Source organism: Nonomuraea sp. NPDC003560, assembly GCF_042878785.1.
Taxonomy (GTDB): domain Bacteria; phylum Actinomycetota; class Actinomycetes; order Streptosporangiales; family Streptosporangiaceae; genus Nonomuraea.
Genome location: NZ_JBIAOF010000004.1, coordinates 643,156 through 661,873, shown reverse-complemented (window position 1 = coordinate 661,873; position 18,718 = coordinate 643,156). Strand labels below are relative to the sequence as shown.

General features: G+C 73.9%; 18 protein-coding genes. 8 read left to right on the top strand and 10 right to left on the bottom strand.

Annotated elements, in window-relative coordinates; translation table 11 throughout:
- Nucleotides 1-88: 88 nt before the first annotated feature.
- Nucleotides 89-1,231, bottom strand: coding sequence for a glutamate--cysteine ligase (locus ACFYUV_RS19245; protein WP_387669989.1), 1,143 nt, complete (start codon nucleotides 1,229-1,231; stop codon nucleotides 89-91).
- 196 nt (nucleotides 1,232-1,427) lie between these two features.
- Here ACFYUV_RS19245 and ACFYUV_RS19240 point away from each other — a divergent pair, with 196 nt between their 5' ends.
- On the top strand, nucleotides 1,428-2,684 hold the full coding sequence (locus ACFYUV_RS19240; RefSeq protein WP_387669987.1) for a cytochrome P450: 1,257 nt from the start codon (nucleotides 1,428-1,430) through the stop codon (nucleotides 2,682-2,684).
- Nucleotides 2,685-2,709: 25 nt separating this feature from the next.
- Here the strand turns inward: ACFYUV_RS19240 and ACFYUV_RS19235 are convergent, their stop codons facing one another.
- Nucleotides 2,710-3,561, bottom strand: coding sequence for a DUF72 domain-containing protein (locus ACFYUV_RS19235; RefSeq protein WP_387669985.1), 852 nt, complete (start codon nucleotides 3,559-3,561; stop codon nucleotides 2,710-2,712).
- A 78-nt stretch (nucleotides 3,562-3,639) separates the two neighbouring features.
- On the opposite strand from ACFYUV_RS19235, the gene ACFYUV_RS19230 reads away from it, so the two are divergent.
- Nucleotides 3,640-4,497 carry an NAD(+)/NADH kinase gene (locus ACFYUV_RS19230; RefSeq protein ID WP_387669984.1) on the top strand — a complete coding sequence of 286 codons (858 nt, stop codon included), beginning with the start codon at nucleotides 3,640-3,642 and terminating at the stop codon, nucleotides 4,495-4,497.
- A gap of 6 nt (nucleotides 4,498-4,503) precedes the next feature.
- Here the strand turns inward: ACFYUV_RS19230 and ACFYUV_RS19225 are convergent, their stop codons facing one another.
- Complete coding sequence (locus ACFYUV_RS19225) at nucleotides 4,504-5,793, bottom strand: YibE/F family protein (protein ID WP_387669982.1); 1,290 nt, start codon at nucleotides 5,791-5,793, stop codon at nucleotides 4,504-4,506.
- A 70-nt stretch (nucleotides 5,794-5,863) separates the two neighbouring features.
- Here ACFYUV_RS19225 and ACFYUV_RS19220 point away from each other — a divergent pair, with 70 nt between their 5' ends.
- A complete protein-coding gene (locus ACFYUV_RS19220; RefSeq protein WP_352354077.1) occupies nucleotides 5,864-6,577 on the top strand; it encodes a DUF72 domain-containing protein in 714 nt (237 codons plus the stop codon).
- Nucleotides 6,577-7,545, top strand: coding sequence for a magnesium transporter CorA family protein (locus tag ACFYUV_RS19215; RefSeq protein WP_387669980.1), 969 nt, complete (start codon nucleotides 6,577-6,579; stop codon nucleotides 7,543-7,545). The genes ACFYUV_RS19220 and ACFYUV_RS19215 overlap by 1 nt, the downstream gene beginning before the upstream one ends.
- A gap of 16 nt (nucleotides 7,546-7,561) precedes the next feature.
- Here ACFYUV_RS19215 and thrS read toward each other — a convergent pair whose 3' ends face one another.
- Nucleotides 7,562-8,737 (bottom strand): threonine--tRNA ligase, encoded by a 1,176-nt coding sequence (thrS, locus tag ACFYUV_RS19210; protein WP_387669978.1) that lies wholly within the window; start codon nucleotides 8,735-8,737, stop codon nucleotides 7,562-7,564.
- 197 nt (nucleotides 8,738-8,934) lie between these two features.
- Here thrS and ACFYUV_RS19205 point away from each other — a divergent pair, with 197 nt between their 5' ends.
- On the top strand, nucleotides 8,935-9,909 hold the full coding sequence (locus ACFYUV_RS19205; RefSeq protein ID WP_387669976.1) for a response regulator transcription factor: 975 nt from the start codon (nucleotides 8,935-8,937) through the stop codon (nucleotides 9,907-9,909).
- Here ACFYUV_RS19205 and ACFYUV_RS19200 read toward each other — a convergent pair.
- Nucleotides 9,863-10,363 (bottom strand): ATP-binding protein, encoded by a 501-nt coding sequence (locus tag ACFYUV_RS19200; protein WP_387669974.1) that lies wholly within the window; start codon nucleotides 10,361-10,363, stop codon nucleotides 9,863-9,865. The genes ACFYUV_RS19205 and ACFYUV_RS19200 overlap by 47 nt on opposite strands.
- 206 nt (nucleotides 10,364-10,569) lie before the next feature.
- On the opposite strand from ACFYUV_RS19200, the gene ACFYUV_RS19195 reads away from it, so the two are divergent.
- The 3 genes from ACFYUV_RS19195 to ACFYUV_RS19185 all read left to right on the top strand — a co-directional run bounded on the left by ACFYUV_RS19195 (nucleotide 10,570) and on the right by ACFYUV_RS19185 (nucleotide 12,477).
- Complete coding sequence (locus ACFYUV_RS19195; RefSeq protein ID WP_387669972.1) at nucleotides 10,570-11,037, top strand: adenylyltransferase/cytidyltransferase family protein; 468 nt, start codon at nucleotides 10,570-10,572, stop codon at nucleotides 11,035-11,037.
- A gap of 71 nt (nucleotides 11,038-11,108) precedes the next feature.
- Nucleotides 11,109-11,693 carry a hypothetical protein gene (locus ACFYUV_RS19190; protein WP_364334046.1) on the top strand — a complete coding sequence of 195 codons (585 nt, stop codon included), beginning with the start codon at nucleotides 11,109-11,111 and terminating at the stop codon, nucleotides 11,691-11,693.
- Nucleotides 11,694-11,733: 40 nt separating this feature from the next.
- On the top strand, nucleotides 11,734-12,477 hold the full coding sequence (locus ACFYUV_RS19185; protein ID WP_387669971.1) for a DUF427 domain-containing protein: 744 nt from the start codon (nucleotides 11,734-11,736) through the stop codon (nucleotides 12,475-12,477).
- 55 nt (nucleotides 12,478-12,532) lie between these two features.
- Here the strand turns inward: ACFYUV_RS19185 and ACFYUV_RS19180 are convergent, their stop codons facing one another.
- From ACFYUV_RS19180 to ACFYUV_RS19160, 5 genes are all read right to left on the bottom strand, one after another.
- Complete coding sequence (locus tag ACFYUV_RS19180) at nucleotides 12,533-13,132, bottom strand: TIGR03086 family metal-binding protein (RefSeq protein ID WP_387669969.1); 600 nt, start codon at nucleotides 13,130-13,132, stop codon at nucleotides 12,533-12,535.
- A gap of 146 nt (nucleotides 13,133-13,278) precedes the next feature.
- Nucleotides 13,279-14,541, bottom strand: a complete 1,263-nt coding sequence (locus ACFYUV_RS19175) for a M20/M25/M40 family metallo-hydrolase (protein ID WP_387669967.1) — start codon at nucleotides 14,539-14,541, stop codon at nucleotides 13,279-13,281.
- Entirely contained in the window at nucleotides 14,538-16,409 is a 1,872-nt protein-coding gene (locus ACFYUV_RS19170) for a prolyl oligopeptidase family serine peptidase (RefSeq protein WP_387669966.1), read from the bottom strand. The genes ACFYUV_RS19175 and ACFYUV_RS19170 overlap by 4 nt, the downstream gene beginning before the upstream one ends.
- A 6-nt stretch (nucleotides 16,410-16,415) precedes the next feature.
- A complete protein-coding gene (locus ACFYUV_RS19165) occupies nucleotides 16,416-17,450 on the bottom strand; it encodes a C39 family peptidase (RefSeq protein WP_387669964.1) in 1,035 nt (344 codons plus the stop codon).
- Between the two features lie 118 nt (nucleotides 17,451-17,568).
- Nucleotides 17,569-18,681 (bottom strand): DUF5925 domain-containing protein, encoded by a 1,113-nt coding sequence (locus ACFYUV_RS19160; RefSeq protein ID WP_358293268.1) that lies wholly within the window; start codon nucleotides 18,679-18,681, stop codon nucleotides 17,569-17,571.
- Nucleotides 18,682-18,718: the final 37 nt, after the last annotated feature.

Sequence of the window (18,718 nt, the reverse complement as noted above, 5' to 3'; positions counted from 1 at the left end):
CCGACCGGTTTCAGCCGCAGGAGGAGCCGACCGGTTTCAGCCGCAGGAGGAGCCGACCGGCTTCACCCGCAGGAGGAGCCGGCCGGCTTCAGTCGTGGGCGGAGAAGCGGGCCACGAGATCGTCGACCACGTCGGCGAGCGCCCCGCGCCGGGCGTGCGCGGCCCGCTGGCGCTCGGCGCCGCCGCCGTTCTCACGCAGCAGCCGCCACCCCTCCTCGGCCGCCTCCAGGTCGCCGGCCGCCGCCAGCGCGGGCCCGGCGTGCTCCAGCAGCCGCGTCACCAGCTCGGCGACCGGCCGCGCCGCCCCCGTGAACGGATCGACGCCGGACCCGCCCAGCCCGTCCCTGGCGGCCCGCCAGTAGGCCACCCGCAGCAGCTCGGCGGGCACGTCGGGGCCCGGATCGCCGTCCCGCACCCGGCGCAGCGACGTCGTGACCAGCGCCCGCACCACCAGCGCCAGGAACACCGACTCGCGCGTGGAGGCGGGCACGTCGGCCACCCGCACCTCCACCGTGGGCAGCCGGGCCGACGGGCGCACGTCCCAGAACAGCGTCCCGGGGTCGACCAGCGCGCCGCTGTCGGTCAGCGCCGCGACCGTGCGCTCGAAGTGCTCCAGCGACCGGAAGTACGGCGGCGGCCCGGCCACCGGCCACTTGCCCCAGGCCAGCACCCGCCAGCCCGCGTAGCCGGTGTCGCGGCCGGCCCAGAAGGGCGAGTTGGCCATGAGCGCGAGCAGCACCGGCAGCCACGGGCGCACGTGGTTGCAGACCAGCACGGCCTGCTCCCGGTCGGGCACGTGGATGTGCACGTGTCCGGCGCAGATGGCCTGCTCGTCGTGCAGGGCTCGGTAGTTGTCGATGCCGACGCCGTACCGGGGGTGCTCGGTGATCGGCGGCGGGACGACGTCGCCGATCACCGGCGTGCCGGAGGCGACCACGGCCAGCCCCTCGGCGCGCGCGGCGGCGGCCACGACCTCGCGCATCCGCCGCAGCTCCGCCTCCAGCTCGGCCCGGCTCGCGCAGGGCGCCGTCTTGGCCTCCACCTGGAACTGCGTGATCTCCGTGCAGACCCGGTCGCCCAGCCCGGCCGCGGCGCGCCCGACGACGGCCGCCGCCCCGGGGGCCACGGCGCGGGTGGCCGGATCGACGACCAGGTACTCCTCCTCGACGCCCATCAGGCGGGCGGTCACGCCGCCGGAGGACTGCCGTAACGACTCGGCGGTAGCCGTCATGTGCGCTCCACTCCACTGCTCGACTCGACTGCGGGGACACCGCGGGGACGCCGCGGGGACGCCGCGGGGACGCCGCGGGGACGCTGCCATCCGATCTTGCCCTGCCGGTGGCCGCCGCAGGGCCGAATGGCGCACACGCCACGGGGGAATGGCTCTCCTGGCCGCATCACCCCCGCATCCAGAGGAGGGCCCGCCCGTGACCGCGACCATGTCCGTGGAGGAGGCCGGGCACGTGTTCGCCACGCCCGCCGCGTACGCCGACGAGACCCGGCTGCACGAGGCCCTGGCGCTGCTGCGCCGCGAGTCCCCGGTGCACCGCGTGGAGGTGCCGGGCTACAACCCCTTCTGGGCCGTCACCCGGCACGCCGATCTGCTGGAGATCGAGCGGAACAACGGCCTGTGGCTGAGCGCGCCGCGCCCGGTGCTGCGGAGCGCGGAGATCGACGCCCGGCTGGCCGAGCAGCGGGCCCGCGGCACCGGCCTGAAGACGCTCGTCCACATGGACGACCCCGAGCACCGCGTCGTGCGCGCCGTCGCCGCCGACTGGTTCCGGCCCAGGGCCATGCGCGCCCTGGAGGTGCGCGTCCGCGACCTGGCCCGGCGCTACGTCGACCGGATGAGCGCCCACGGCGGCTCGTGCGACTTCGCCCGGCAGGTCGCCGTGCACTACCCGCTCTACGTCATCCTGTCGCTGCTGGGCCTGCCCGAGTCGGACTTCCCGCGCATGCTGCGGCTCACCCAGGAGCTGTTCGGCCAGGACGACAGCGACAACCGGCGCGGCGGCACCGCCCAGGACCACACCGCCGTGCTGGCCGACCTGCTGGACTACTTCCGCGAGCTGACCGCCGCGCGCCGGGCCAGGCCCACCGGCGACCTCGCCTCGGAGATCGCCAACGCCCGCGTGGACGGCCGGCCGCTGAGCGACCTGGACGCCGCCTCCTACTACGTCATCATCGCCACCGCCGGGCACGACACCACCAGCTCCACCATCGCCGGCGGCCTGGAGGCGCTCATCCGGCACCCCGGCGAGCTGCGGCGGCTGCGCCGGGACCCCGGGCTGCTGCCGCTGGCGGCCGAGGAGATGATCCGGTGGGTCAGCCCGGTGAAGGAGTTCATGCGCACCGCCGCCGCCGACACCGCCGTACGCGGCACGCCGGTCAGGCGGGGGGAGTCGGTGCTGCTGTCGTACCCGTCGGCCAACCGGGACGAGGAGGTGTTCGCCGAGCCGTTCCGCTTCGACGCCGGCCGCGACCCCAACCGGCACCTGGCCTTCGGCTCCGGCGTGCACTTCTGCCTCGGGGCCGCGCTCGCCCGCATGGAGATCCGGGCGCTGTTCGCCGAGCTGCTGCCCCGGCTGGAGAGCGTGGAGTTCGACGGCGCGCCCGCCTGGGTGGCCACCACGTTCGTGGGCGGGATCAAGCACCTGCCGATCCGCTACACGCTGCGCGCGTGAGGCCGCCCGCGCAGCCGGCGGGCGGTCAGAACAGCGTGGGGGGCTCGGCGGGCATCGGCTCGGGCAGCGGGCGCAGCTCCGGCACCCGGGCGCGCACCTCGTCGTGGAAGCGGCGGGCGAGCATCGGCGCGTCGGCGTTGTCGGGCGTGTGGACGAACACGGTGGGGGAGCGGCCCTCGCGCAGCCACCCGGCGACCGTGTCCACCCACTCCCGCCAGCCCTCCACCGTGGCCTCGACGGAGTCCCGGCCCAGGTAGCGGACGATCGGATGGCCGGTGAGCGCGCGGGTGCGGCGCGGCACGCGCGGCTTCTTCGTCCACGCGTCGCGTTCGGCGTCGCTGGTCGGCGGGGTGCGGAACAACGTCACCGTGTCGAACGGCACCCATTCGGCGCCGGCGGCGGCCAGCACCCGTTCGAGCTGCCCGGCCTGGCGGGCGTCGTCGAAGAAGGCGCGGTGGCGGACCTCCACGGCGTAGCGGTGGGAGCGGGGCAGGCGGTGCAGGAAGGCCGCCAGCGTGCCGAGGTCGGCGGGGCCGAATCCGGGCGGTAACTGCACCCACAGGGCGTGCGCGCGCGGCCCGAGCGGCTCGATGGCGTCGAGGAAGGCGTGCAGCTCCTGCTCGGCGCCGGTCAGCCGGTGGTGGTGGGTGATGGCCTTGGGCAGCTTGGCCACGAAGCGGAAGTCGGGGTCGAGCTGCCGGGCCCACGACTCCACCGTGGCGCGGGCGGGGGTGGCGTAGAACGTGGTGTTGCCCTCGACCGCGTCGCACCAGGTGGCGTAGGCGCGCAGGCGCTCGCCCGGCGGGAGCGGATGGGGCAGGAAACGTCCGTTCCACGGTGTGTGCGTCCACATCGCGCATCCCACATGAAGCCGCATGCCTCCGACGTTAGCGGAGCCGCCGGGTGCCCGGGGCCGCCGCGGATGTCCGGGTACGCCACCGTTTAGGCTGGTCGCATGGGCATGGTCGGGACGGTCGGGCTGGTGCTGCATCCCCAGCGCGACTCCAAGAAGGCGATCGACACGATCCTGCGCTGGGCCGCGGACAAGGGGGCCACCGTCCTCGGGCTGCCCGAGGAGGTCGGGCGCATCGACTGCAGCGCGGTGCCGGTCGACGCGGTCGCCCTGGTCGAGCGGGCCGACCTGCTGGTGGGGCTCGGCGGCGACGGCACGATGTTGCGGACCATGCGGCTGCTGGCCGGCCGGCCCACGCCCATCCTGGGGGTGAACCTGGGCAAGCTCGGCTTCCTGGCCGAGATCGACGTGGACGAGCTGGCCGGCACGCTGTCGGCCATCGACCGCCACGAGTACACGATCGAGCCGCGGATGGCGATCAGGAGCGTGGTCGCGGGGGTCGCGGTGACCGCGTTCAACGACATCGCGCTGGTGCGCATCCCCGGCGAGGGGCTGGCCGGGGTGTCGGTCACCCCGTCGGGCAGCCCGTTCGTGAGCCTGTCCGCGGACGCCGTGATCGTGGCCACCTCCACCGGCTCCACCGCCTACAGCTTCTCGGCCGGGGGGCCGATCGTCTCGCCCCGCGTGGAGGCCATTCTCGTGGTGCCCGCCGCCGCCCACTCCTCCTTCAACCGGGCCCTGGTGCTGCCCGCCGACGAGGAGGTGACGCTGGAGGTGCTGCCCACCAGCGGCAGGCTCGCCGTCGAGGTGGACGGATGGGTGGTCGGCCACCTGTGCCCCGGCGACACCGTCACGGTCACGGCCTGGCCGGGGGCGGCGAAGGTGGTCCGCGTCGGCACCACCTTCTACGAACGCGCCCGCCGCAAGCTGCGGGTGGACGGCAGCGCCGAGGTCGGCTGACCCCGCTCAGCGGCGGTGCCGGGCGGGCCTGGTGAGCGGTCCGCCGGCCCGCACGGGCCTGGTGGACGGCTCGCCCTCCGGCATCTGCGCGGGCCGCGCGCCGCGGGCGGCGACCAGGGCCGACAGCGCGGTCGTGATCGGCACGGCGGCGATCAGCCCGAGCGTGCCGACGACGCTGCGGACGATCTCCTGGGTCACGACCGGCGTGGTCAGCACGTCGCCGAGCGGCTGCGCGCCGATGCTGAACAGCAGCAGCAGCGGCAGCGACGCCCCCGCGTACGCCAGGATGATCGTGTTGATCACCGAGGCGATGTGGGCCCGCCCGACGCGTCCCGCGGCCCGGTACAGGCGGGCGAAGCCGTAGGAGGGGTTGGCCGCGGCCAGCTCGCCCACCGTCACCGCCTGGGTGACGGTGACGTCGTCGAGCACGCCGAGCGCCCCGATGATGATGCTGGCCAGCAGCAGCCCCTCGGTGTCGATGGACAGGCTCATGCCCAGCGTCAGGGCGGTGTCGTCGGTGACGCCGTTGAGCCGGGCCAGGCCGAGCGCCCCGTACGACAGCAGCCCGGTGAGCGCGAGACTGGCCAGCGTGCCCAGCACGGCCATCGACGTGGTCAGTGAGAAGCCGTGGGTGAGGTAGAGCACCGTCAGCATGATCGCGGCCGAGCCGACGACGGCGACCAGCATCGGCGGCTCGCCCGCCAGGACGGCCGGGATGACGAACGTCAGCAGCAGCCCGAACGTGACCGCCAGCCCCACCAGCGCCGTCACCCCGCGCCACCGCCCGAACGCGATGACCGCCAGCGCGAACGCGCCGCCCAGCAGCCACAACGTCGTCGACCGGTCGTGGTCGGAGAGCTGGTAGTCCCCGTCGGCGGCGCGCAGCAGCAGCACGTCGTCGCCCGCCGTGAACCGCTGGGCCCCCGGGCCGCCCGGCAGCCGCAGCGTGACGTCGCGGCCGGTGTCAGGCCCCGAGCCGACCCGCACGGTGGCGTTGCCGCAGGTGGCCGGGTCGGGCACCGGCATGCCCTCCTGGACGGCCGGGCAGCGCCTGAGCGTGACCGAGGCGATCGTGCCCTCGACCCGCTCGACCGCCGGCCCCTCCCGCCCGTCCTGGCCGGCCGGCGCCGCCTGCCCCGCGGGCCACAGCCACACCAGGCAGGCCAGCGTCGCCAGGGCCAGCGGCACCAGCACGGCCAGGCTCGCCACGACCGCGCCGCGCGACGGCGGCGCGGCGGCCACGCCGTGGGAGTGGCCGTGACCGTGGGAATGGCCGTGGAAATGATCGGCGCCCATCGCGTGAAAGATCCTCCTAGGCTTCCGGGACTGCGACAGTAACGCACCCGGCGCGGGGTAGGAGCCGGGTGTGGCGACGCTGGTGGGCACCTCCGGATGGCAGTACAAGGACTGGCGCGGCGTGCTGTACCCCGAGGGGGTCCCCCAGCGGTTGTGGCTGGAGACGTACGCGGCCGAGTTCCCCACGGTCGAGAGCAACAACGCCTTCTACCGCCTGCCGTCGCCGGAGACGTTCGCCGCCTGGCGGGAGCGCACGCCCGACGGGTTCGTGATGGCGGTCAAGGCCAGCCGCTACCTCACCCACATCAAGCGGCTGACCGGGCCCGAGGAGCCGGTCGCCCGGCTCATGGCGGCCGCCGGGGCGCTCAAGGAGAAGCTGGGCCCGGTCCTGCTGCAACTGCCGCCCACGCTGCGCGCCGACCCCGCCCTGCTGGACCGCTGCCTGGGCTGCTTCCCCGGCGGCGTGCGGGTGGCGGTGGAGCCGCGGCACGACTCCTGGTGGACCGGCGAGGTGCGCGAGGTGCTGCTCGCGCGGGGTGCCGCGCTGTGCTGGGCCGACCGGCTCGGCCGGCCGCTGACGCCGCTGTGGCGCACCGCCGACTGGGGGTACGTGCGCCTGCACGAGGGCCTGGCGGCCCCCCGGCCCTCCTACGGCGCGGCGGCGCTGAAGAGCTGGGCGAGGAGGGTGGAGCAGGCCGGATGGCGGGACGTCCACGTCTACTTCAACAACGATCCGGGGGGAGCGGCCGTGCGCGATGCCCGGCGATTTGCCAGACTCGCCTGATGCGCACGCGTCTGTACAGGAACGGCGTCCTCGAAAAGGAGGGCTTCCCCGTCGAGGAGGTCTCCGACCACGTCGGCGATCCCGAGGCCGCCGTCTGGTTCGATCTGTGCTCGCCCACCCCCGAGCAGCTCAACCAGGTCGGCGAGGAGCTCGGCCTGCACGAACTGGCCGTCGAGGACGTCCTCAGCGACCACCAGCGCCCCAAGGTGGACGTCTACGACAACCACCTGTTCATCACCGTGTACGGCATCCACCTCGACGAGGCCCGCCTCGTCCCCGTCGAGGTGAACGCCTTTGTCACCTCCAACGCCCTGGTGACCGTGCGGGAGAACGCCTGCTTCGACATCGACGAGGTGGTCAGGCGCTGGGACGCGACCTCCCGCCTGGCCGGGCACGGCGTCTCCTTCCTGCTGCACGGCCTGCTCGACTACGTCGTGGACAGCCAGTTCGACCTCGTCCAGGACCTCGACGCGCGGGCCGAGGCCATGGAGGAGTCGCTGTTCGACGACGCGCCCCGCGACGGCAGGCAGCTCCAGCGCGCCATGTACCTGCTGCGCAAGGACACCGCCAGGCTGCGCAAGATCTCCATGCCGATGCGGGAGGTGCTCGGCACGCTGCTCCGCCGCGACCAGGAGATCGTCGCCGACCCGGTGATGGCCCCCTACTACGAGGACGTCTACGACCACGTCCAGCGGGTCGCCGAGTGGGTGGAGGCGATCCGCGACATGCTCGCCAACGTCCGCGAGACCCGCCTGGCCCAGCAGGGCTTCCGCCTCAACGAGATCATGAAGCGGGTGACGAGCTGGGCCGCCATCATCGCGGTGCCCACCGCCATCACCGGCTTCTACGGCCAGAACGTGCCCTACCCCGGCTCCGGGGACATCTCGGGCTTCTGGGCGTCGTCGGTGCTGGTGGCGGTGGCGTCCGTGGTGCTGTACGCGGTCTTCAAGAAGAAGGACTGGCTCTGAACGCCGGTGACGGACGTCAGAAGCGCGGCCGGCACTCCGCGGCCAGCCTCTCGACCGGCACCGGGCCCGCCTGGCCGCCGTCCCGCAGCCGGACGGACGGCACGCCGTCCGAGACCTCCCGCGGCCCCACCACGAGCTGGTACGGCACCAGCCGGTGCGCCCTGATCCTGGCCCCGAGGCTGCCCCGGTCCGCGGGCGCCAGCTCGGTCCGCAGCCCGGCGGCCACCGCCCGCCGCAGCAGGTCCTCGGCCGCCGGGAGCTCGGCGTCCGACAGCGGCAGCACGACCGCCTGCACGGGCGCCAGCCACGCAGGGAACGCGCCGCCGTGCACCTCGATCAGGTGCGCGACCAGGCGCTCGATCCCGCCGACCACGCTGCGGTGCACCATGACGGGACGCCGCCCGCCCGCGTACGACAGGTCGAAGCGCTCGGGCTGGTACAGGTCCACCTGGACGGTCGACAGGGTGCTCTCGCGGCCCGCCGGGTCGGCGATCTGGATGTCGATCTTCGGGCCGTAGAAGGCGCCCTCGCCGCGTTCCTCGTCGTAGGCGCGGCCGCGTTCCTGCAGCACCTCGCGTAGCACGGCCTCCGAGCGCGCCCACATGGCGGGGTCGTCCACGAACTTGCCGCTCTCGCCGCGCAGCGAGAGCCGGTAGCGGGCGGCCTCGATGCCGAGCCGGGCGTGCGCGGCCTCGATCAGGTCGAGCGCGGCCGACACCTCGGCCGCCGCCTGCTCCGGCGCGCAGAACACGTGGCCGTCGTTGAGCTGGATGGCCCGCACCCTGGTCAGGCCGCCGAGCACGCCCGACAGCTCCGAGCGGTACATGCCGCCGAGCTCGGCCACGCGCAGCGGCAGCTCCCGGTGGCTGCGCCCGCGCGAGCGGTAGATCAGCGCGTGGTGCGGGCACAGGCTGGGCCGCAGCACGAACTCCTCGCCGCCCACGTTCATGGGCGGGAACATGTCCTCGGCGTAGTGCGCCCAGTGGCCCGACCGTTCGTACAGCTCGCGTTTGCCGAGCACGGGGGAGTTGACGTGCACGTAGCCGTGGCGGCGTTCGAGCTCGTGGACGTAGTCCTCCACGGCCTTGCGCACGGCGGCCCCGGCGGGCAGCCAGTAGGGCAGGCCGGAGCCGATCAGCGGGTCGGTGCCGAAGATCTCCAGCTCGCGGCCGAGCCTGCGGTGGTCGTTCATGATCGTCCTTTGCGGGTGAAAGGGCGAACGACCAGCTCCCGGGCGCCCGCCCGGGATGCATGGAATCAGCGCGCCGGGACCGTGTCCGGCGTCGTCGTGACGAGAGCGCGCTGCATGCCTGCCACCGTAGCACCGCGGCGGCTGTGAAGAAAATCTTCAAGAGCAGGGCAAGGAATGGCAAATGATATAAAAGAGCCGTGGCTGAGATCACCTTGAGCGTCCGCCAGTTGCAGGCGTTCGCCGAGGTCGGCTACCAGGTCGCGGGCGGTGGCGGCGCGCACGCGGCGATGGCGGCGCTGCGCCAGGTGGTCCCGCTCGACGCCTACGAGTTCGTCGCCTACGACCCCGCCACCGGCCGGCACCACAGCGTCGTCTCCGACGGCCACCGCCGCATCGACCGCGACGCCGCCGAGGAGTACGCCGCGCTCGACGCCTGCCGCGAGGCCATCGCCGGGCGGCGGCCGGTGCCCATGCCGCAGCCGGGCACCGAACGGTACTTCCGCCGCCACCTGGCCCCCTACGGATGGCGGGCCGGGCTGACCGCGCCGCTGTTCCTCGCCGACGGCGGCCGCTACACGGGCCTGCTGCACCTGGCCGCCAAGGACGCCTTCCCCCTGCTGGCCGGCGCCCTGGTCGCCGCCGTGAGCCCGATGCTCGCGCACGTCACCGACCTGACCCGGTGCGTGATCGACCCCGCCGGGCTGCCGCCCGACTTCCGCGCGGTCGCCTTCGACCGGCTCGGCGAGCGCCGCGCGGTGCCCGGCCACGAGGTCTCCCGCGAGCTGTGGGACGACCCCGCCATGGCGGCCTTCGCGCGGGCGTTCATCGACTCGCGCGAGCTGAGCCGGCGCGGCCTGTGGCTCGACGGCGGCGGCCGCTGGCACGAGGTGCGGCTGCTGCGGGCCGGCGTCGGCTACCAGGGCTCGCTGCAGGGCGCGGTCGCCGCCGAACGGCCCTGCCCGCTGCCCTACGACCTGACCGGCCGCGAGGTCGACGTGCTCACCCGGGTCGCGGCCGGCGACTCCAACCCGCAGATCGCGGCCTGCCTGGTGCTGAGCGTCCGGACGGTGACCACCCATCTGGAGCACATCTTCGCCAAGCTGGGCTGCGACAGCCGGACCAGGCTCACCACGAAGGCGCTGGCCGAAGGGTTGTGCCGGCTCGACCTGTGACGCACGGCTCCTGCCCGGCGGGCACGAGGGCCTGCGTCAGCTCGAACCAGACGGTCGTCGAGCCCCCCTCGCGGACGAACCCCCACCGGTGGCTGAGCGCCTCGATCAGCGGCAGCCCCCGGCCGCTGGTCGCCTGCGGCGCGGTCCGGCACACGCACGGCGGGCCGTCCGCGCCGCCGTCGGCCACGCACACCCGGACCGTGGTGTCCGAGCTGAGCACCGACACCGTGAACGAGCCGCCGTCCCCGGACCTGGTGTGCAGGATCGCGTTCGTGGCCAGCTCGCTGGTGAGCAGCACCACGTCGTCATGGAAGGGATGATCGCGGCCGAGCGCGTCCGTCACGAGCCCCCTGGCCCGCGAGACCTGGGACGCGACCCCCGGCAGCCGGACCGCGAGGTCGCGGAAGCCGGGCGTCTCACCCCCGTCGGCATGGTCTGAGTCCCTCGGCGCCACGGCGACCTCCCCCGAATCAGGTGACGTCATGAGACGCGCGGGCAGGGGGCGAGAGATTATCGCGAAAAGGTAGGAATGCTCTTTCCAAGGTCGCCTGCACGACCTGCCGCGGCGACCGAGTACGCTGCGATCGACGAGTCGTCTAGGCCCGTGGGGGAGCAAAGCGTGCACAGCAGCCTACTCGCCCGGCCGTCGGAGGAGGTCGCGTGAGCAGCCTGGAGGCCGTCTGGGTGGAGCCGTACGACCGGCCCGGGGCGGCCGTCGTGACCGGCGTCTTCGACATCCTGCACGTCGGCCACGTGCGCTACCTGGGCGCCGTGGCCGCCCGCGGGCTGGCCCTGGTGGTCGGCGTGGAGGACGACCCGCGCGTGCGGGCGTGGAAGGGGCCCAGCCGGCCGTTCAACCCGGCGGCGGAGCGGGCCGAGGTGCTGGCCGCGCTGCGCTGCGTGGCCGGCGTCTTCGTGGTGGCCGGGCCGCCCGAGGCGCACGGCCCCGAGGACTACATCGACCTGCTCGCGCCGATGCGGCCCGGCGCGCTGGCCCACACGGCCGGCGATCCGCACGCGGGCGCGCGGGCCACGGCGGCGGCCATCCTGGGCGCCGAGTGCTGGGAGATGGCGGCCATCCCCGACCGCTCCACGACCCGCATCGTGAACGCCGCCGGCAAGGGCTGACCAGGCGGCCCCGGAGCGGCCGGGGCGTCGCTGAAACGGGCAGCGGCCATGATCGCGTAATCTTTCATGCCATGATGGCCGACCTGGTGGCGAAGCGGGTGACGAACCTGCTTGCACCGCAAGTGCTGGTGATCGTCATGCCGCCCGCCGTGGGCCTGCTCGCCCAGGGATGGGCCGGCGCGGCCTGGGGGCTGGTGGCCTCGGCGTTCTGCGGCGGCGTGCCGGCGGCGGTGATCGCGCTCGGCGTGCGCTCGGGGCGGCTCGACTCCCACCACATCGTCGACCGGGCCCGCCGCACCGGTCCGCTGCTGGCCGCCGTGGCCGCCGTGCTGGTCGCGCTCGCGCTGCTGGTCGTGCTGGGCGCGCCGCGGCTGCTGGTGGCCACGGTGACCGCGATGCTGGTCGCCCTGGCGGTGACCGTGCCGATCACCACCCGCTGGAAGATCTCCTTCCACGCCGCCGTCTCGGCGGGCACGGTGGTGGTGCTGGCGCACGTGCTGCCCGCCGTGCCGGTGGCGATCGCCGGCGCGGCCGTGGTGGCGCTGGTGTGCTGGGCCAGGGTCCGCCTCGCCCATCACACATGGGCGCAGGTCGCGGCGGGCGCGGTCACCGGCACGCTCACCACGTGGGTGACGCTGGCGCTGTTCGGGGTCTGAAGGCCGGAATAGCCCCGCCGCCACGCGGGTTGGCGGGGACATGGATGCCACGAACCGGGGCCGGGTCCGCGTCGAGCGGTCGGCCAAGCGCGTGCGGACCTACCTGGGCGGCCGGCCGATCGCCGACACGACCCGGGCCCTGCTGGTGTGGGAAGGCCCCTTCTACCCCACCTACTACTTCCCCCTCCAGGACGTCGATGAGGCGGCGCTCAAGCCGACCGGCGCGTCCAGGCACTCCCCGAGCAGGGGGGACGCCGCCGTCCACACGGTCACCTCGGGCGCCGCGCAGGCCCCGGAGGCGGCGCTGGTCTACGACGACTCGCCGCTGGAGGAGATCCGCGGGCACGTGCGCTTCGACTGGGACGCCATGGACGCCTGGTTCGAGGAGGACGAGGAGGTCTACGTGCACGCCCGCGACCCGTACACGCGGGTGGACATCCTGCCGAGCTCGCGGCACATCCGGGTGGAGGTGGACGGGGTCACCGTGGCCGACTCGCGCAACGCCCGCATCCTGTTCGAGACCGGCCTGCCGGCCCGCTACTACCTGCCGAAGACCGACGTACGGCTCGACCTGCTGGAGCACACCGACACCGCGACCCACTGCCCGTACAAGGGCACGGCGGAGTACTGGTCGGTCAACGGGAAGAAGGACCTGGCCTGGTCCTACCGCACGCCGCTGCCCGAGAGCGAGCGCGTGGCGGGGCTGATCGCCTTCTACAACGAGAAGCTGGACATCTTCGTCGACGGCGAGCGCGAGGAGCGTCCGCAGACCAAGTTCTCCTGACCGAGGGAGTGCGCCCCGCCGCGCCCCGCCGCTCAGGGCGGGGCGCACGCGGGCCTCAGGCGGCCGGCGACCAGTGCGGGTCGCGGCCGAGGTAGCGAAGCAGGGCCCCGACCTCGTCGCCGGAGGGGTCGTCCGGGAGCGCCGGGGCGTAGGCGCCCCACGGGCGCAGCGGGTCGGCGATCTGCCGGGCGACCTCCAGCAGCGGCCCGGCCATCTCCGGCGTCAGCGGCGAGGGCTGACCGGTGGCCACGGCGATGTCCCAGGCGTGCACGGCCGCGTCGAGCGCGCACGCCGTCGAGCCCGCCCACGGCGACATCTTGTTCGGCGGCACCGGCGTGGGCACCTCGGCGGCGTCCCGGTCGACCGCGGCCCACGCCCTGGCCGAGCGGGTCAGCGCGTCCTCCAGCTCGGCCGCCGGGTCGGCGCCCGGCTCGGCGGGCGGGTCGAACGGGTTGAACGCCGGCCCGGCCTCGCCCGTGAGCGTGGCGGCGAAGCCGATCTGGTCGCCCACCGCGTGCTTGAAGACCTTGGTGACGCTCCACTCGGAGCACGGGGTCGGCAGGTCCCAGCCGCCGGCCGGGATGCCGCTGACGGCCTTGCGCAGCGCCTCGTGCGAGGCGTCCAGAACGTCCCAGCCGCTGATGATGTCGCCCATGTGGAGCTCCTTTCGAGATGACTCCATATTAGCAGAACGGAATGCTTTGTTCCACTAGTTTGCGGCAGCTCGTGCGAGACCGTCGATCAGCAGGTCCAGGGCCTGGTTCGGCCCGGCGGCCTGAGGGCGTCGCCGGGCCGGGACGGTCAGGTGAGCAGGCGGGTCAGCACGCGGGTGCCGAACTCCAGGCCCTCCACCGGCACCCGCTCGTCCTTGCCGTGGAACATGCCGAAGTAGTCCAGGTCGGGCCGGAGCATGAGCGGGGCGAAGCCGTACCCCTGGATGCCGATGGTGGCGAAGGACTTGGCGTCGGTGCCGCCGCTCATCACGTACGGGACCGGCCGCGCCTGCGGATCCTCGGCCACCAGCGCCCCCGCCAGCTCGTCGAAGAACGCCGACGGGTACGGCGCGGCGGGCGCCTCCTCCAGGTTCACGAACTCGCGGGTGATCTTCGGCCCGAGCAGCTCGTCGATCGTCGCGAGGAACTCCTCCTGCAGGCCCGGCAGGTACCGACCGTCCACGTGCGCGGAGGCCGTCGAGGGCACCACGTTCACCTTGTAACCGGCCGCCAGCATCGTCGGGTTCGCCGAGTTGCGGATCTGGCCATGGAACAGCTCGCCGAGCGCGCCCAGCCGGGCGGCCTCGGCGTCCAGCCGGTCCAGGTCGATCGGCCGGCCGGTGATCTCCGACAGGCTCTCCAGGAGCGCGGCGACCGACGGCGTCAGGCGTACCGGCCACTGGTGCGCGGCGACCCGCGACAGGGCGTGGGCCAGCGTGGCGACGGGGTTGTCCACGGCGGGCCGCGAGCCGTGGCCCGCCACGCCGTGGGCGGTCACCTTCATCCAGGCGGTGCCGCGCTCGCCGACGGCGATCGGGTAGACGCGCCGCCCGCCGGCCTCGACGCTGAAGCCGCCCGACTCGCTGATGGCCTCGGTGACGCCGTCGAACAGGTGCCGGTGCTCGGTCACCGCGTACCGGGAACCGTGGTCGCCGGTCGCCTCCTCGTCGGCCAGGAAGGCCAGCACCAGGTCCCGCTTCGGCCGCACGCCGCGCGCCGCCATGTCCAGCACGGCCGCGAGCGTCATCGCGCACGAGCCCTTCATGTCCACCGCGCCCCGGCCGTACACGCAGCCGTCGGTGATCTCGCCGGAGAACGGGTGCATCCGCCACTCGGCGGGGTCGGCCGGCACCACGTCCAGGTGGCCGTGGACGAGCAGCGCGTCGGAGGAGTCGCCGTCGATCCTGGCCACGACGGTCGTCCGCCGGGGCTCCGACTCGAACACCACCGGCTCCAGCCCCGCGTCGGCCAGCAGCGTGGCCACGTACTCGGCCGCCGGGCGCTCGCCCGAGCCCGGGTTGGTGGTGTCGAACCTGATCAGGTCCGAGCAGATCTCGGCGACGCTCTTCACGCTCTCCCCTTCAGCGTCAGCGGCGGCACGCCGGGCGTCTCCAGGTCGAAGATCAGCCCGTAGAAGGCCAGCTCGGCCTCCAGCACCGCCACGATGGTCTCTTCCCTGCGCCAGCCGTGCTGCTCGCCGGCGAAGGTGAGCAGAGCCCACTGTTTGCCGTGCTTGTCCAGTTCGGCGGTGAATCGCTCGGCCTGGCTCACGTCCACGATCGCGTCCTCCAGACCGTGCAACATGAGGCATGGGCCCGATGCCCGGGCCGCGTTCAGGAGCGGCGAGCGGTCGGTGTACCGCTGCCGCGTCTCGGGCAACGGGCCCACCAGGCCGTCGAGGTAGCGCGACTCGAAGTCGTGCGTCTCGGCCGCCCAGCTCTCCGGGTCGGTGATCGCGTAGTGCGCGACGCCGCCCGCGAACACGTCGCTGTGCACCAGCGCGGCCACCGTGGTCCAGCCGCCGGCGCTGCCGCCCCGGATCGCGATCCTGGCCGCGTCCGCCAGGCCGAGCTGCACCAGCCCGCGCGCCACCTTCGCGCAGTCCTGGACGTCCACCACGCCCCACTGGTGCCGCAGCCGCTCGCGGTAGGCCCGGCCGTAACCGGTGGAGCCGCCGTAGTTCACCACGGCCACGCCGATCCCTCTGCTGGTGAAGTAGGCGACCTCCAGGTCCAGCACGACCGGCGTGTTCCCGGTCGGGCCGCCGTGCACGAAGATCACGTATGGCGCCGGCCCGGCGACCCCCGCCGGCGGGTGGAGATGGGCGTGCACGCCCTCGATCGTCACCGCCTCCGGCGTGGGTAGCAGCGCCCGGTCCGGCAGCGGCTTGGGGGCCGAGACGACCTCGTGCCCGCCGGTGGCGAGATCGACCAGCGTCACCTCCAGCGGCGTGTACGGCGTCGCCCCCACCGCCACCGCCTTGCCCCCGGCCGCCGACACCGTCGAGGCCCAGTACGTGTGCCCGTCCCCGCCGATCTCCCGCAGGCCGCCCGTCGCCGGGTCCAGCACGCCCAGGCGGCGGTGGTCGGCGGTGCCGTACACGACGACCAGCTGCTCGCCCGCCGGGGCCAGGCAGGCCAGGCCCGGCTTCCAGGCCGCCGCGCCGAACTCCAGCTCCACGGGGGTGAGGTTGCGCGAGGGGGAGCCGTCGAGGTGCACGAGGTGCACGTTCCACCAGCCGGTCGGGTCGGTGACGGCGTACAGGGACTCCTCGTCGCGCCACTCGGCCTGCGTCACCGACTCCTCGGGGCCGCCCGCCACGACCCGGTGGGGGCCCGCGACGCCGTCCGGGGACAGGCCGGCCACGCACAGCTCGGTGCCGTCCCAGGGCATGTCGGGGTGGTTCCAGCCGATCCAGGCGACCCGGGTGCCGCCGGGGGACAGGCGGGGGTTCATCAGGAAGTGGTGGGCGCGGGCGACGACCCTGAGCGGGCCGCCGTCCAGGGGGACCGCGACCAGGTCACGCGCGTCGTCGATCTCGCGGACCGCCCACACCTCGTCGCGGCCGGGCGGCAGGTAGAGGTCGCCGTACCGGGCCGGGCCCTCGGGCGTCAGGGCGACCGGCTCGGCGGCCGTCCCGGGGGCGGCGTCCAGGCGGTAGAGCCGCTGGTCGGCCCAATGGGTGAAGACCAGGCCGCCGCCCGGCAGCGGGCGCCAGGAGCGGCCGCCGTACTCGACCAGGCGGTTGCGGGCGTTCCAGCCCTGAGGCAGCGCGTCGGCGCGCGAGCCGTCGGGCAGGCGGCGCACCACGCAGCGCCTGCCGCCCTCGTGCGGGCGCGGCTCGTCCCACCACACCTCCACGCCCTCGGGCGTGGCGACGGCCTCCACCCACTGGGGGCCGCCGTCGGTACGCGCCACATCGATCGGTCGAATACTCATGAAAGATCACCAATTGCCGTTGGTACAGGGAGGCAGCGGGTGCCCGGGCGGATGGAGGACGTACACGATGCCGCCGCTGCCCGAGCTCCTCAGCCACACGTTCTCGAACGCTGCCCGCGGGTAGATCCGCCGAACCTCGCCGTCCGCGGGCGCGGCGGGGTCGTTGACGACGACGTCGCCCGCGGCGGTGAAGCCGGTGACGACGAGGATGTGGCCGTTCGTGGAGTAGCCGGAGCCGGGCAGCTCATGGGCCCGGAACGACAGCGAGGCGATCACCGGGATCCCCGCCAGCACGAACGCCTCCAGCTCGGCCGCCGACAGCAGCCTGGTCACGAAGCCGGTCAGCCCGTAACGCCCGGCGTAGGCCACGTTGAACGGCCAGTTCCCGGTGCCCTGGTAGCTGTCGTCGTAGGTGCCCATGGCCGCGTGGTCCACCGCCGGGGCGGGGTCGTCCGCGCCCACCCAGGAGAGCTCGCCGGGCTCGGGGCCGCGGCCCCAGAAGGCCAGCACCATCGCCACCGAGGCGGGGCTGCACCAGTTCGCGCCGCCGCCGTCCCAGCGCGGGTGGTGCCCGGCGTGCGCGTACTGGGAGTGGCCGGGCACGTCCAGCTCGACGTGCCCGGCCACCCCGGGCGTGCTCACCGTGACCGGACGCTGCGGCAGGGCCGAGGCCAGCACGCCGAGAGAGGTCATCCGCGCGCCCTCGCCGCGCGCGGTGACCCTCAGCTGGAACGCCACGACCGGCCGCCTGGCCACGAACGTGTCCACGGCCACGTCGCCGTCCTCGTCGCCCTGGCCGGGCACCGAGGTGCGCGGCCCGTGCTCGGACCACCGGCCCATGACGTACCACTTGGTCAGCGTGCCCGCCCCGGTCCTGGCCCGCAGCTCCACCTCGACCCCGCCGCCGGGCGGGGTGCGCGCGGTCCACGAGGGCACGAGCTGGGTGGCCGCGAAGCCGACCCGGTGTTCCTCGCTGGTCCACGTGCCCCCGGGCACGGTGAGACGGGTGAAGGCGACGCGCGCCAGATCGACGGTGAGCACCAGCCATATTGTGGTTTCACACCCGGTGTCGCACATCGGTTGGTTTACGTACCAGCCCGGACGTGCCCCCGGCGCGCGGAACGCCGGGGACGCGCATGGCGCCCCCGGCGGAGCCGGATCAGAGGTAGAGACCGGTGGACTCGTCCGTGCCCGCCGGGGCGATCGCGCGGCCGGCGCGCAGGGCGTACAGCTCGGCGAGCGTCGCCCCCGAGGCGCCCACGCCCTGCGACGACCCCAGCCAGGCGACGGCCTCGTCCCTGGTCAGCGGGCCCACCTCGATCTGCGCCAGGCAGCGGCCCGGACGGATCACGGCCGGGTGCAGGCGGGTCAGGTCTTCGTTCGTGGTGATGGCCACCAGCACGTCGCGGCCCTGGCCGAGCAGGCCGTCGGTGAGGTTGAGCAGCCGTGACAGCCCCTGCCCCGCCTGGGCCTTGGCGCCCGAGCTGATCAGCTCGTCGCAGTCCTCCAGCACCAGCAGCCGCCACCGCTGCGTGTCGTCGTCGGTGTCGTAGCCGACCGCCACCTCCATCAGGTAGCCCGGGTCGTTGAACAGCCGCTCGGGGTCGAGCACGCAGTCGACCTGGCACCAGTCGTGCCACTGCTTGGCCAGCGTGCGCAGCAGCGTGGTCTTGCCGGTGCCGGGCTGGCCGTGCAGCAGGATGAGCCGGCCGTTGACGTCGGCGGGCGTGGTCGCCATCAGGCGGCCGAGCGCCGGGCGCACCTGCGCCGAGTAGTTCGTGCCGATCTCGTCCCACGGCTGGGCGGTGATCGGCTTCTCCGACCGGTTGCCGCCGTGGGAGCCGCGCCACCAGAAGCCCATCTCGACGTGGTCGGCGTCGGGCATCGGCTCCTCGGCGCCGTCGATGCTCTCCTTCAGCACCGAGGCGGCCAGCTCCTCGCTCACCGCCGTCACGCTCACCGTGGCGGTGCGGTTGCGGTGCCGCACGACCCGCAGCGTCCAGCCCTCGCCGCAGATGAGCCGCGACTCCGAACCGTCCTCCACCTGCGCGGTGCGCAGCATCCGGCCCTCGGCCGGCTGCAACCGGGCGTCCGGACGTACGCGCTCCAGATTGGCCAGCTTGGACCAGGGCTGGACGCCGGTCGCGAACGGCGACAACGCCAGGGCGTCGATGACGTCGATCGCTGAGTCGGCGTCGTCGATCCAGATGTTCATCGGCAGCTCGGACGAGGAGTCCGCGCTGGGGAACGGCACCTCCCTGATCACAGACATAGGTAAAGGATCTCCTTCGTGGGCTCGGATGTCGAAG

Excerpts from the sequence above, each read along its gene's own strand:
- ACFYUV_RS19185 (WP_387669971.1), top strand. The coding sequence starts at position 11,734 with ATGGATGCCACGAACCGGGGCCGGGTCCGCGTCGAGCGGTCGGCCAAG.
- ACFYUV_RS19170 (WP_387669966.1), bottom strand. The coding sequence starts at position 16,409 with ATGAGTATTCGACCGATCGATGTGGCGCGTACCGACGGCGGCCCCCAG.
- thrS (WP_387669978.1), bottom strand. The coding sequence starts at position 8,737 with ATGAACGACCACCGCAGGCTCGGCCGCGAGCTGGAGATCTTCGGCACC.
- ACFYUV_RS19225 (WP_387669982.1), bottom strand. The coding sequence starts at position 5,793 with ATGGGCGCCGATCATTTCCACGGCCATTCCCACGGTCACGGCCACTCC.
- ACFYUV_RS19180 (WP_387669969.1), bottom strand. The coding sequence starts at position 13,132 with ATGGGCGACATCATCAGCGGCTGGGACGTTCTGGACGCCTCGCACGAG.
- ACFYUV_RS19235 (WP_387669985.1), bottom strand. The coding sequence starts at position 3,561 with ATGCGGCTTCATGTGGGATGCGCGATGTGGACGCACACACCGTGGAAC.
- ACFYUV_RS19230 (WP_387669984.1), top strand. The coding sequence starts at position 3,640 with ATGGGCATGGTCGGGACGGTCGGGCTGGTGCTGCATCCCCAGCGCGAC.
- ACFYUV_RS19160 (WP_358293268.1), bottom strand. The coding sequence starts at position 18,681 with ATGTCTGTGATCAGGGAGGTGCCGTTCCCCAGCGCGGACTCCTCGTCC.
- ACFYUV_RS19245 (WP_387669989.1), bottom strand. The coding sequence starts at position 1,231 with ATGACGGCTACCGCCGAGTCGTTACGGCAGTCCTCCGGCGGCGTGACC.
- ACFYUV_RS19215 (WP_387669980.1), top strand. The coding sequence starts at position 6,577 with ATGCGCACGCGTCTGTACAGGAACGGCGTCCTCGAAAAGGAGGGCTTC.
- ACFYUV_RS19190 (WP_364334046.1), top strand. The coding sequence starts at position 11,109 with ATGATGGCCGACCTGGTGGCGAAGCGGGTGACGAACCTGCTTGCACCG.